9 protein-coding genes are annotated in these 13,617 nt (G+C 67.5%); 7 read left to right on the forward strand and 2 right to left on the reverse strand.

The window, feature by feature from the left end; translation table 11 throughout:
- The first annotated feature begins 78 nt into the window (after window positions 1–78).
- Window positions 79–1,290 carry an IS256 family transposase gene (locus ALI22I_RS19860; protein WP_238598482.1) on the forward strand — a complete coding sequence of 404 codons (1,212 nt, stop codon included), beginning with the start codon at window positions 79–81 and terminating at the stop codon, window positions 1,288–1,290.
- A 370-nt stretch (window positions 1,291–1,660) separates the two neighbouring features.
- Here ALI22I_RS19860 and ALI22I_RS19865 read toward each other — a convergent pair whose 3' ends face one another.
- Entirely contained in the window at window positions 1,661–3,040 is a 1,380-nt protein-coding gene (locus ALI22I_RS19865) for a helix-turn-helix domain-containing protein (protein WP_077007026.1), read from the reverse strand.
- A gap of 191 nt (window positions 3,041–3,231) precedes the next feature.
- Between ALI22I_RS19865 and ALI22I_RS54710 the strand changes: the two genes are divergently transcribed.
- Together ALI22I_RS54710 and ALI22I_RS19875 are read left to right on the forward strand one after the other, a co-directional pair.
- Window positions 3,232–4,086, forward strand: coding sequence for a hypothetical protein (locus tag ALI22I_RS54710; protein WP_083751863.1), 855 nt, complete (start codon window positions 3,232–3,234; stop codon window positions 4,084–4,086).
- Window positions 4,087–4,091: 5 nt separating this feature from the next.
- On the forward strand, window positions 4,092–5,303 hold the full coding sequence (locus tag ALI22I_RS19875; RefSeq protein WP_143532309.1) for an acyl-CoA dehydrogenase family protein: 1,212 nt from the start codon (window positions 4,092–4,094) through the stop codon (window positions 5,301–5,303).
- Window positions 5,304–5,341: 38 nt separating this feature from the next.
- On the opposite strand, the gene ALI22I_RS19880 is transcribed toward ALI22I_RS19875, so the two are convergent.
- Entirely contained in the window at window positions 5,342–5,800 is a 459-nt protein-coding gene (locus ALI22I_RS19880) for an NUDIX domain-containing protein (RefSeq protein ID WP_238598472.1), read from the reverse strand.
- A gap of 627 nt (window positions 5,801–6,427) precedes the next feature.
- Between ALI22I_RS19880 and ALI22I_RS19885 the strand changes: the two genes are divergently transcribed.
- Genes ALI22I_RS19885 through ALI22I_RS19900 form a run of 4 tightly spaced genes read left to right on the forward strand, consistent with a single transcriptional unit; the run spans window position 6,428 to window position 13,289 of the window.
- Window positions 6,428–7,963, forward strand: a complete 1,536-nt coding sequence (locus tag ALI22I_RS19885) for a DUF3375 family protein (protein ID WP_077007030.1) — start codon at window positions 6,428–6,430, stop codon at window positions 7,961–7,963.
- Window positions 7,956–8,717, forward strand: a complete 762-nt coding sequence (locus tag ALI22I_RS19890; protein ID WP_077007031.1) for a DUF4194 domain-containing protein — start codon at window positions 7,956–7,958, stop codon at window positions 8,715–8,717. The genes ALI22I_RS19885 and ALI22I_RS19890 overlap by 8 nt, the downstream gene beginning before the upstream one ends.
- Window positions 8,714–12,085, forward strand: a complete 3,372-nt coding sequence (locus tag ALI22I_RS19895; protein WP_077007032.1) for an ATP-binding protein — start codon at window positions 8,714–8,716, stop codon at window positions 12,083–12,085. Before ALI22I_RS19890 ends, ALI22I_RS19895 begins: the two co-directional genes overlap by 4 nt.
- Window positions 12,072–13,289, forward strand: coding sequence for a Wadjet anti-phage system protein JetD domain-containing protein (locus tag ALI22I_RS19900; RefSeq protein WP_077007033.1), 1,218 nt, complete (start codon window positions 12,072–12,074; stop codon window positions 13,287–13,289). Before ALI22I_RS19895 ends, ALI22I_RS19900 begins: the two co-directional genes overlap by 14 nt.
- Window positions 13,290–13,617 lie beyond the last annotated feature (328 nt).

Consider the following 13,617-nt stretch of genomic DNA (forward strand, 5'->3'; position numbering starts at 1 on the left):
TCTGAGCTTGTGAGCGCACGGAAGAGCGAGACCGGGACCGGGCGGCAGCTGTCGCCGGAGCAGGCCGCCGCGGCGGCGATGGTGGCCGAGGCCAAGGCGCGCGGGCTGGCGCTGACCGGCCCCGACGGCCTGCTCAAGCTGTTCACCAAGAACGTGCTGGAGACCGCCCTGGCCGAGGAGATGACCGAGCACCTCGGCCACGAGAAGAACCGCGCGGAGCCCGGGCGGGAGTCGACCAACGTGCGCAACGGAAGCCGGACCAAGACCGTGATCTCGGATGCGGCCGGCGAGGTCGAGATCGAGGTGCCTCGGGACCGGGAGGGCAGCTTCGAACCGCGGATCGTCAAGAAGCGGCAACGTCGCCTCACCGACGTCGACGAGATCGTGTTGTCGTTGTACGCCAAGGGATTGACCACCGGGGAGATCTCGGCGCACTTCGCCGAGATCTACGGCGCCTCGGTGTCGAAGGAGACGGTCTCGCGCATCACCGACAAGGTCGTCGCGGAGATGAACGACTGGGCCGGCCGCCCGCTCGACGCCGTGTACGCGGCGGTGTTCCTCGACGCCGTCGTGGTCAAGGTCCGTGACGGCCAGGTCGCCAACCGGCCGGTCTACGCCGCGATCGGCGTCACGGTGGACGGGCGCAAGGACGTGCTCGGGCTGTGGACGGGCACCGGCGGCGAGGGCGCCAAGTTCTGGATGAGCGTGCTGGTCGACCTGAAGAACCGCGGCGTGCACGATGTGTTCTTCCTGGTCTGCGACGGGCTCAAGGGCCTGCCCGACGCGGTGGCGAACGTGTGGCCGCGCACCGTCGTACAGACCTGCGTCGTGCACCTGATCAGCAACACTTTCCGGCTGGTGGCCCGTCAGGACTGGGACGCGGTGAAACGGGGCATCACCCCGATCTACACCGCGCCCACCCCCGACGCCGCGGCGGCCGCGCTGGAGGACCTGGCGGAGAAGTGGGGGCGGAAGTACGGGGCGATGATCCGGTTGTGGCGCAACGCCTGGGACGAGTTCGTGCCCTTCCTCGACTACGACGTGGAGATCCGGCGGATGATCTGTTCCACCAACGCGATCGAGTCGCTCAACGCCCGCTACCGCCGGGCGGTCCGCGCCCGTGGGCATTTCCCGACCGAACAGTCCGCGATGAAGTGTCTGTACCTTGTCACCCGCAGCCTCGACCCGACCGGGACGGGCCGCGCCAGGTGGACGATGCGCTGGAAGCCCGTATTGAACGCCTTCGCCATCACGTTCGGTGACCGCTGGCCGAACGCCGAAACCTACTGATCAACAACGCCGGACACACCGATCACGAGATAGACCCGCACGGACAGCATTTTCGGCAAGCACACAGTCGGAGCAGCACATCCGGTCATCATGCCGTGCTGGACGACATCAGCGTGGATGGCAGCCGTGCCGTGAGTGCTTCGAGGCCTTGCGCTTCGTACGCCGTCTACCTGCGTGGATGAGGTTATCGGCAGGCACAGTGTGAGCGGGCGAGGCCATGGGCGGCTTGGAGTCGTGCTGTCGCGCAGTCTCCCGCAGGCTCCCGTCGTTGAGGGGGCTTACAGGGGCAGACGCAGACGGCGGGGGAGCCGGGATGGATCCGGTCAACTGGTTGTCGGCCAACCACTGTGTCGCTGTCGCCGGTTGCCTGTCAGGTGAGGGCGCCGGTGCGGGTGGCGAAGGCGCGTAGTCCGGGCATGGTGTGTGCGGTGGGGTGGCGCAGCAGGCTGGTGGTGATCTGTTGGATGGGTTTGCGGTAGCGGACTTCGTCGGGGGAGGCGTGTTCGGCTGCCAGTAGTGCGCGGTAGCACTGTTCGGGCTTGTTCCATTCGTGGAAGGAGAGCGCGGTGTCGGTCCAGTAGCGGGCGCGGCGTTCCACGAGTGGGATGGCTGCGGGGTTGATCCGTTGTGAGGCTTCGATGGCGGTGCCGTAGTCGCCCAGGACGCGGGCGATGCTGATCCGGTACAGCCCGACGCCGGTGGGTCCGAAGGCGGTGGACCGATGGTTGGCGTCGACGCCGAGGCGGGTGGCGGTGTCGACTGCTTCGTCGATCAGGGTGCGGGCGGTGTCCCGGTCGCCGTCCACCGCGGCGGTGTAGGCGGCGGTGGACAGCAGTGATCCGTACACCGAGAGGTACTCCGGGCCGCGGCGCAGGGCGGGTTGCAGGGCGGCGGCGGTGTCGACGACCGTACGTTGCGCGATCTCGGTACGGCCGGCGCGGCGCAGTGCGATGGCCCAGGCTCGGCGGGCGGCGGCTTGGGTGAGGACGTCGTCGGTGCCGTGGGAGGTTTGCACTGCCCGGTCGGCGGTGGTCCAGGCGAGCTGGTCGTTTCCGAGTTTGACCATCAGTTCGGACGCCAGAGTGTAGAGCTCGGCGAGCAGCCCGTTGGTGTCGGCGAGTCCTGGGCCGGTGTCGTGGTCGGCGCGGGTGGCCGTCGCGGTGGACAGCAGGGTGGGCAGTCTGGTGGCGAGGTCGGTGTAGCGGCCGTGCTGGAACACCGACCTCGCGGTGGCCACCGCCCGGCGGAGCCGGGACAGCTCGACCGGTGTGCCGCCACCTGTGGCCGGGTTGAGCAGCATGGTCTCCAGGGCGCCGACCGGTCCGTCGGTGGCGACAGCGTGGGACGGGGAGGCACCGAGCGCGGCGGTACCGGCCAGGCCGGTCAATCCGGCCAGCAGCGTGCGACGACGCATGGGATCGGTCTCCTCGTCCGGTGCCAGGTTGACGCCGACCCTAGCGAGGCGTGGAGTTGGCTGCACGGACCGCTGGGGAGTGTCGGCCAGGCCGAGTAGGTCCGGGGGTATCCGTAGGGCCTTGACCAGGCTGCGTAACACTCGCACGTCCCGCAGCGGCTGTTTGCCTCGCTCCAGTCGTGACAACGTGGAGATCGAGTAGTCGCACCGCAGGGCGAGTTGGGCAAGGGTGAGATGGTTGGCGCGGCGGACGCTGCGCACGATCGCACCGGGATCACCGGATTCGATGGCCGCGCGGACCTCGTCGGTGTGCCAGATCGAGCGGGTCGGTTCCATCGCCCGCGCTCCTCGCTCAGGCTGGGAACCCTCAGCGTATCCAGGTGGTCGGCGCCGGTCCCAGCAGATTTGCGGACCACGCAAACCGCTTGCCGTCCCGTTCAAAAGGGCTGTCCACCTCGGTTGTCGGGGTCGTCTCCTGGATCCGCCACGGCAGCCCCACTCGTCCCTGCCGTGGCGGGAGGGACACGATGACCAGCCCTGAAGCAACCACACCTGAAGCCGCCCTCGATGCGACCTTCCCCGAAGGCCCGCCGGCGACACCGAGCCCGTCGCCGGTGGACAGGGAGTTCACCGCGGCCGAACTGGAACAGGCCGGGCTGCTGCACACCGACCGGAACGTCGTGATCAGCCGGTTCGCGGTGTTCGTGCCCGTAGACGAGCTGGGCACAGCGCGGCCGGTCGTGATCCGGTCCGGCGCGGTGATCGGCCCGTTCGCCGTCGTCCACGGTGGCACCACGGTTGGCGAACAGGTCCGGGTCGAGGAGCACACGGTGCTCGGCAAGCCCGAACTCGGCTATGCGATCGGTCAGACCCATGCCGGTTCCGGTGGCGGTACGGTGGTCGGCGCGGGTGTGGTGATCCGCTCCGGTGCAGTCGTGTATGCCGACGTGCAGGTCGGGCTTGACGCGTTGATCGGGCACCACACGCTGCTGCGGACCGGGGTGCGGATCGGCGCGGACACCCAACTCGGCCACAACCTGACCGTGGAGCGCACCGCCCTCATCGGGCGCGACGTGCGCTGCTCACCCGGCTCGCACATCACCAGTTCCACCGTGCTGGCCGATCGGGTGTTCCTCGGCGCCGGAGTACGCACTATCAACGACAAGACTCTGACCTGGCGCGACCCAGACCGCCGACCGGTACTGGCTCCGCCGAGGTTCGACACCGGCGCCAAGGTCGGCACCGGCTGCGTAGTACTGGGTGGAGTGACCGTCGGCGAGCACGCCCTGGTCGGAGCAGGCTCCCTGATCACCTACGACATTCCGCCGGGCACCATCGCCTACGGCAGCCCCGCCCGCGTCCGAGGGGAAGTGGCCCGGTGACCACCATGGCGATCAGTGAGGCGATCACGACCTGGCTGCACCCGTTGCGGCCCGTGCTCGACCCCGCCGCCTACGTCGACTGGACACGGCTGGCGGCGCTGGCCCAGGCCGTGGACGAGGCCCTGGACACCTACCCGGTCGGCCCGGAGCTCCCCGCCGGGACCGAGCGCAGCCGCCGGCTGAAGGCGATCCGGCAGCGGCTGGCCGACCACGGCCACCTCGACACCGCGAACCAACCAGCCCTGTTCCAGGTGTTGGCGCAGTTCGTGTGCGGCTACCGCGACATCGACCTGCGCGACGCCACCGGACTGGGACACGGCCTACTCATCGCCCGTCACGGCACCCCGCAGGCTCGACGGAAATGGATCCCGCGATTATTGGCGGGCGACCTGGCCGGCATCGCCGTCACCGAACCCCACGGCGGCTCCCGCCCGGCCGCCACCCGCACCCGAGCCGTCGCCGGGCCGGACGGTACGTGGCTGGTTACCGGACGCAAAACCTGGATCAGCCGCCTCACCGAAGCCGCGGTATTCGTGCTGTTCTTCCGCGCTCCCGACGGCCACCTGACCGCCGCCGCCGTCGACGCCACCGAACAGGGGCTGCACCGTACGCCCGTCGCACCGACCGGACTGGCGGGCTGGAGTTGGGGCATCCTCGACCTCGACGCCGTACCGGTGCGACCGGACGACCTCCTGCGCGGGAACGGGATGGGGCTGTTGCGCGAACACTTCGCCGGCTACCGGCCTCTGGTCACCGCCACCGCGTTGGGCGGTGCCGCCGCGATCTTCGACACCGTTACCGAAGTCCTGGCCGTACGGAAAGCCACCGGCGACCTGTCGCGGCTGCGGGACTCCGCGCTGGTCACCCTCGGCCGCGCACACGCCCAACTCGTCACCGCACTGCTCGGCGCCGTCACAGCAGCCCACCTGGCCGAGGCGGGGCACGAGGACGCCGAACTCTGGGGCGCGGCCACGAAGGCACACGGAATCGACACCGCCAACGCATCGACCGCCGAACTGGCGCTGCTGCTCGGAGCGGCCGGCTTCCGGCACGACTGCCAGACCGCCAAGACCCGCCGCGACCTGGCCGGCCTGCTCTACGCCGACGGCATCCACGACAGCCTGTACCGGATGGCGGGCAAACACCACACCGAAGACCACCACACCGCGGTTCCGGCACCACGGGAGCGGCTGACGACTACACCGCTCACCGCGTAGACCAGCCACACGAGCGGCAGAGGCGGTGTGTCGCCCGATCAGGCAACACACCGCCCCTGCTCGCACAACAAGGTCACGCCCTGGTCCACGGCCCGCAGCGCCACCGCCAGACGGTCCGCCAAGAGAGGTTTCACCCTGCCTCTGGCCTCCTGCACGGTGTGGAAACCGGCCGACAGGATCTCGGCGTCGGGAAACACCATCCCCACCAGATCCGTCTCGTCCAACATGCCCCCGTCGAAGACGAACACCACACCTTCGGGACGGGAGTCCTGCGGACGCACGTAGTCCACCACCAGCAGTCGACCCAACGGGCGATCCCAACCCAACTCTTCGGCCAACTCGCGGGTCGCCGCCGCCCACGGCGACTCGTCGGCCTCCACCGCGCCACCGGGGATCTCCCAGTTCGCCTTGTAGGACGGCTCCACCAGCAACACCCTGCCCGCGCTGTCGCGGAACAACACCCCGGCGGCCATGCGCTTACGCGCTAATCCCGCCACGTACTGCTCCACAGGCAGCACATCGGTAGCGGACGGCACAGCAGATCCAGACTCGGTCACCCACGGCACCATAGCCACGCCCGGCGCGGGATCGCACGCCGGGCGTGGATGCGCGCAAGCCGACAGCGTGTCGATGGGAGTCGCCATCGACGGATATTGGTGTGCGCATCCGGTCCGCGACGACACCTACCTGTCCGTACGTGACAGGCAAGTCCACTACCAGCGAAAACAGTCTTCAACTCGCGAAGTTACGACTGGAGTGCCAACCGTACGGGTGTGGGCGTCGTTCGCTCGGGCTGTAGCGCTCCGCTGCTGCTTGGACGATGGCCACCCCGGTCGCAGATGATCTTCGCCGGATCGGGGTACGGCGTGGTGCCCCACCGTCGGACCGCGCCGTCGAGGCTCACGCCGACGAGATAGGCGCTGCCGGAGCTGAACACGATCGGGTGATTAGGAGGCGGTCTTGTTGACGTCGAGGTGTGCAGATCGATCAGTGGATCACTGCGTGTAACAGCGTGTTGGTTCCATCCGATGAAAGCGCCGAGATCGGGCGCGAAGGTCCCGGCTTCGTCGGTGCGGCGTGCTGCAATGCGTTGACGGTCCAAGTTTTGTCGAGGGGGTGAACCGTTGACCGATTTGACTGCCGAGCAGTTGTTGCACGAGTTCCGCAGCAGTGCCGCCGCCGACACCACCCTGTCGTTGCTTCGATCCCGTGACGCGCTGTTACACCTGTCGCTGATGGCCGCACACCTGGGCGACGGGCAGGTTGTGGACGGGCAGAGCCTGGCTGCCGTGATCGACGCCGACCTGCCCTCGCTGCTGCGCAGCTACCGGCCGGAAGAAGACGACGACGCCGCGTCCACCGCCGACGTCCTGCTCACCCGGTGGCGGAAGCGCGGGTGGGTGCAGCGGACCGCCGATCCGCGTGACCCGCGGATCGAGCGCTATCAGCTGACCTCCGGCGCGAGTGCCGCAGTACGACAACTGCGGAATCTCAAACGGCAGACCTCGATCGCCACCGAGTCGGCGTTGGCCATGGTCATGGCGCAATTGCGGCAGATCGCCACCGACGCCAACCCCGACCCGATGGCGCGGAAACGGGCGATAGAGGAACGCATCGCCGAGCTGAGTGCCCAGCGCGACGCCATCGACCAAGGCGAGGCGCTGGAGGTGAACCACGGCGAGTTGGTCGACCGGGTGGCCACGCTGATTCAGCTGACCGACCGCATTCCCGCCGACGTGGCGGCCTACGGCGAGCAGATGCACGCCAACACCGCATTGCTGCTGCGGCAGAGCCTGGCCGACGACACCGAGTTCGCCGAGTCGTTGCAGCGCATGTTCGACGGACACGACATCATCGCCGAGTCACCGGAGGGACAGGCGTTCCGCGCGTTCGCCACCGCGATCGCCATACCGTCGCAACGCGCCCAGCTGGAATCCGACATCTCCGAGGTCGTACGCCGGGTCGACGGGCTGCCCGACCATCTCAAGGCCTCGCTCGACGGGTTCATCATGGCGGTCTGGCGGCGTGTCCAGGAGGTCGAAGAGGTCCGCGGTGCCGCGTTCCGCCGGATCAGCAACTTCGTCCGTGGCGGCGACCTCACCCACTACCGCGGGATGCGGACCCGCATCAGCGAGGCTCAGGCGTCGGCGGCGATCGCCTTCCACGCCGTGCACGCCGGGCGTGACATCGGTTTCGTGGTGCCGATGAGCGGCGTCGACGCCCGTTCCGTCGGGCGCCTGAGACTGGACCAAGGCCTGGATGTCGTGCCCGACGAGGTCGTGGACACCACGAACGAGTTCGACATCGACCCCGCCTCGCACGCCGGCCGTGAGTCGATCGACTGGGCGGCCCTGCGTGAGGCGGTCCACGCCGCGATGGACTCCCACTCGGGCTACGCGACCTTGCCGGAAGTGCTCGAACGCCTGCCCGAGGCCCGCACGGGCGACGTGATCGGCCTGTGGTCGTTGGCCACCCGGTACGGCGACGTCGACGAAGGCACGACATCGACCGTGTGGGTGGGCACAGAGCGCGGTTCGCGCGAGATCACGCTGCCCTACGCCGTCTTCGCCGAGCCGATACCGGCCCCGCCGCCGCCCGCGCGGCGCCGTACCGCGCTGCACCGCCCGCGCGCTGTCCAAGGAGACCTGCTCGATGGCTGAGACCCGCAACTTCGCCGACGTCTTCGCCGAGGACCTGGCCGACGAATCCGCCGACCCCGCCTCTTCGCGACTCGACCCGAGCACCGTCTTCACCGACGACGAGGACGGGCCCGTCGGCGGACACGTCGACCACGGGGACCACGCCGCCCGGTTCGACGGAGACACCAGTGCCTTGCCACCTCATGTGTGCTGGACCTTGCAGGAGTTGGTCGCCTCGCCCCACGTCACCGAGAAGTCCAAGCGCCACTGGCCGGTGGTGCTGCAGTATGAGGACGTCCTGCGCTCCCGCCTGTCGGAGCTGGGACTGGTCCTGGAGATCAACCGCGAGTACCGCTACGCATTCACGCGCCAAGCGGTCGACCCGTCACCGCACAGCCGCACCATCCTCCGTGCCAAGACGCTCAGCCTCGCGGCGAGCGCACTGCTGCTTTACCTGTACAACCAGTACGTCGTCGCACCGGACGACTGCATCGTGGAGCGGTCCGACATGGTCGAACACATGCTCGCCTACAAGCCGGCGCAGGACACGGACGAGGTCGCGTTCCGCAAGAAGGTCGACACCGCGATCAAGTCGCTGGAGGACGTGTCGGTCATCAAGCCGATCCGGGGCCACGACGACCGGTTCATCGTGTACGGCGTCATCACCGCGATCCTCACCGCGGACCAGGTCACGGCACTCGACGCCCGCTACCGGGCGATCGGCCGCGGCGATCGCGAGGCCGCCGACCACGACGAGCAGGAGCAGACCGGATGACGGGCGCCGGCCGGACCGTTCACGTCGGCCAGTTCCGCCTCACCCGGTTACAGGTCGTGAACTGGGGCACTTTCAGCGGCTACAAGGATTTCCCGATCGACGAGCGCGGTGTCCTGTTGACCGGGCCGTCGGGTTCGGGCAAGTCGTCGCTGATGGACGCCCACTCGTTGGCGTTGTTGCCGACGCACGACCAGAGGTTCAACGCCTCCGCCGACCTCACCGCCCGCGGCTCCAAGCAGAACACCCGGTCGGTCGCCGCGTACGTGCGGGGTGCCTGGTCGGAGACCAATGACGAGCACGAGCAGTCGAAGGTGCGCTACCTCCGCGGTGGCAAGGCGACGTGGTCCGCGGTCGCCGCGACCTACGAGGACGGCCTGGGTGCGGTGACCACGGCCGTGGTCGTGAAGTGGTTCTCCGGTGTGGAGAACGACGGCGCGTCGATGAACTCGATGCACCAGTTGCACGACGGGCACTTCACGCTGTCGGAGCTCAACGCGTGGGCCAAGCGCGAGTTCGACACCCGCTGGTTGAAGAAGACCCTCACCGACGTGCAGTTCCCGGGTAGCCAGGACGCCTATCTCAAGGAACTCGGCAAGCGCATCGGGCTCGACCGCGCGGGCACCGCTCTTACGTTGCTGGGCAAGGCCAAGGCGATGAAGAACGTCGGCGACCTGAACCTGTTCATCCGCGATAACATGCTCGACCGGCCGGAGTCGTTCGAAGCGGCTCAGCGCATGGTGAACACGTTCACTCCGCTCAACGAGGCGTACGTGACCGCCAAACGGGCCGCCGAGCAGGAGCGCGTCCTCCATGACGTGCCGGCGAACTGGAACACCTACCAGCGCGCCAAACTCGACCGGAACTTGGCGGAAACCCTGCGTTCCGGACCTCTGCAACGTTACGTCCGCAACCTCCACCTGATCGCCCTCTCGGCTGAGCTGGAGAGGATCAGGCAGTTCGTCGAGGCGCTGGAGAGCACGGTCGAGGAGTTGGACAGCCGCCGCGCGGCGGCCCAGACCAAGCTGATTGGCCTGGAAGGGGAGTTGCAGAACAAGAACAAGACCCTGAGGGAGATGGAGCAGGACCAGAAACAGCTGTTGAAGGACTCCGGGATCGCCAAGGAGCGCTTCGACCGTTACGCAGGGCTCGTCACCCGACTGGACCTGCCCGTTCCGCAGGAGGAGGCCGCGTTCGCCGGCCTCCGCTCCCGCCTGCCCGATGTGCTTGAGAGCGCTCGGCGGAACAAGGCTGAGTTGGAGCCCGACGTGCTCGAAGCGATGGCGAAGCAGGTCGAGGCGAGGAACAAGCACGACGAACGCGAGGCTGAACTGATTCGTCTGCGTGCCGCCAAGACCCTGATACCGGGACAGCTCGTCGCTCGGCGGGAGACGATCTCCCAAGCGACGAAAGTGTCGATCAGCGCCCTCCCGTACGTCGCCGAACTGATCGACCTGCGCGACGGGGAGGAACGCTGGCGCCCGGCGGCGGAGAAGGTCCTGCGCAACTACGGCATGCGGCTTCTCGTTCCCGAATCGCGCAAGCTGGTCGTGCAGCGGTTCATCGACGCCAACGACATGCGCGGCCTGGTTGAGTACAGTGTCGTGACGGCCGTCTCGGCGCATACCCCGCAGCCTGCGCGGGGCACGCTCGCCGCGAAACTGGCCGTCGACCACAACCACCCGTACGGTCGGTGGCTCGCCGGGCAATTGGTCAAGCAATTCGACCACGTGTGCGTCGAGTCTGCGGCGGAACTCGACGACCACAAGATCGCGGTGACCCTCAACGGCACTGTCAAGCTGCCCGGCAACCACTACCGCAAGGACGACCGAGCGGAGCTGACCAGCCGCAGTTCCTACATCCTGGGCGCGAACACCGCCGCCAAGCGCCGGGCGCTGGAGGAGGAAGTCACCAAGCTGGCTCAGGACAAGGAGTCCACCGCGTCTGCGGCAGGTCGGCTCAATGACCGGCTCGAACACGAGAGGAGACGGATCGCCGCGGCCGATGCGTTGGCCGAATTCGTCTCCTGGTCGGTGCTCGATCACTGGAGGCCTAACCACGACGCCCGCGAACTCGGCGAACGTATCGCGGCCATCCGCGCGGACGACGTGGACCTGCGACGCCTGGAAGAGCAGCGCGACCGGGCGCAGGAGGAGTTCGAGACGGCGTTCACCAACTGGAAGACGACTGCCGACCGCATCGAGTCCGAATCCATCCGCCAAACGGAGCTGGCCGACGTGCGGCACGCCGAGATCGATCTAACACACGCCGTGGAGGACGACGAACGCACATACCTGGACGACGTGTACGCGAGCATCGAGACGCTGGCGACGCACGAGAACATCGCCACCGTGCGCAAACTGCTCGAACGGGAGCTTTCAACACGCGGTTCCAAAGCCAAGTCCGAACAGGAAGTCGCGTACGAGAAGACACGCAACGCGATCGCCAAGTTCATCGAGGAGTGGCGGGACAGTGCACCTGACGACAGCGGCGACGTCGACCAGGCCGGCGCGGACTTCGCCCAGTTGCACACCGAGATCGTCACGCGGCGCCTGCCGGAGGCGATGCACCGGCTGCAACACATGATCAGCGAGGACATGGTGCCCTCGATCGCACAGGTGCAGCGCGCCATCGACGTCGCCGCCCAGGAGATCGAGAAACGTGTCGGCTGGGTCAACGCGGGGCTGCGTCGCGTCGAGTTCAACGACGGCACCCGGCTGCAGATCGCCTACGCGGCCAACCCGTCCACTGACGTCAAGGAGTTCCAGTCGGCGGTCGACGAGATCCTCCGCAACTCGGCCAACTCCAGGAACGACCCCGAGAAGCAAGTAGCCCAGTTCAAGCGCGTCAAGGCGCTGATGAGCCGGTTCACCAAGGACGACACGGCCGCGGACCGGTGGCGACGCAACGTGCTGGACGTCCGCAACAGGTACACCTTCTACGGCCGGGAGATCGACGCGGACGAGGTCACCGTCCACACCTACCGCAACACCGCGACCAACTCCGGCGGTGAGCAGGAGAAGTTGGTGGCGTTCTGTCTCGCTGCGGCGTTGAGCTACAACCTCGCCGACCCGGAGACCGACGGCAGGCCGCGCTTCGGGACGTTGATGCTGGACGAGGCGTTCAGCAAGTCGGACGAGAACTTCTCCGCCCAGGCGCTGTCAGCGTTCGACGAGTTCGGCTTCCAGTTGGTGATCGCCGCGCCGATCCGGATGTCCGGCATCGTGGAGCCGTACATCGGGCAGGCCATCCTCGTCGAGAAGCGCGACTATCCGGACGGCGCGAGGTCCACGGGCAAGTCGGCCACGTTCGGCGAGCTGGCCGACCGCCGTTTCGCCGACGGGGACGGCGAGATCCGTGCTACGGCCTGATAACGTCCGAGACCTCCTGCGTCAGAGGTTCGACAAGTTGTACAGCGAGTGGGCCCAGGGTGGAGGAGCGTGGCCGATGAGGATCGGCTTGCGGCCTCCCGACACCGCTACCAGGTCCTCGTCGCCGACGACCTGTCACGAGTGGGCGGCTTCCTGGGCCACGTACGACGGTCCCGGTCACGTCGAGTACGCCAACCTCCGGTTTCCCACCGGAACGCACCCGATGCCCAGGGCCCTCGTATTGGAACGACCCCGCGACGTCGCGCGGGTGCACCCGCGCGACCTGGACGTCTGGATGCGTTGCGGGCAGAGGTTGACACACCTCGAACGCGTCTTCCCCGAGGCACGGCTGAAGACCCACGTCCGCCGTGTCACGCAACTCGCCGAAGCCGACTACGACCGACTGGTTCGTGCGGTGACATGGCTCCGTGGGAATCCGACGTCCGGGATGCTCCTGCGTCAGCTTCCCATCGAAGGCGTCGACACGAAGTGGCTCGTCAAGCACACCGCTCTCGTGCTGGCTCTGCTCGGCGACCAGGACACCGAGCAGTACCCAGGAGAGCTGCCGCTCTCTCGGAAACGGGCTCTGCACCAGCGGCTGGGCCTACGAGTGGTGCCCGAACTGGTGCAGGTCAGCGTCCTCGACCCGGACCTGCGTGTCCAGTTCGCCGGGATGAAGCACTTCGCGGCAACCGTCGAAGACCTCAACCGGTGGCCGCGCACACCCGACACCGTGCTGATCCTGGAGAACAAGGAGACGGCTTTCGCTCTCACCCAGGACCACCACCGGACGGTCGTGCTGCACGGCCACGGGTTCCACGTCGACCAATACGCCCGCATATCGTGGGTGAGAAGCGCCGAGCGAATCGTCTACTGGGGCGACATCGACGCCCCTGGGCTCCAATTCGTCAGTGACCTGCGGAGCCTGGGCATTGGTGTGCGCACCATCCTGACCAGCATCGAAACCCTCGAACGCTACCGGCATCTGGCCGTGGACGGGGCCATGCCGCAGCGCACCGGAACACCACCGAACCTGGCGCCTCTCGAGACCGAGCTGTACGAGCATTTGGCTGCCCATGCGTCCGCCAACGGCATAGGTCTACTGCTGGAACAGGAACGTATTCCCTGGCAGGAGGCGTACCCGGTGCTGAAGCGCGCGCTCGACGATGTGGTCGGCGCTCCCGCAACAGAAGTCACAGACTGACGACCTTGGGGAAGCCCAGGGGTGGCCAGCCAGCCGCAGCGACGGCCCGCGCTTGAGGGTATGCCTGGCGCACCACCGACCGCCACGCGGGCGGACGGCACCGTTTAGTTGCTCGCCACGAAGCACCCGTGTCCGCATTAATGCGGATTGAAGCTTGTTTCTGCTTAGGTCGTCGGTGATTGGTGTCTGCGCGTGCGCGATCACTCGAATGGGTGAATCATGCGGCTGTGATGTAACGCATTGTGAGAAGCTCCCGAAGATCGTTGCATCTGATCGTGTTCAGCTGATGCGTTCGGAGTACGTGTCCGATACGGGTCTGGCCCTGTAT

This window comes from Saccharothrix sp. ALI-22-I, from assembly GCF_001984175.1.
Classification (GTDB): domain Bacteria; phylum Actinomycetota; class Actinomycetes; order Mycobacteriales; family Pseudonocardiaceae; genus Actinosynnema.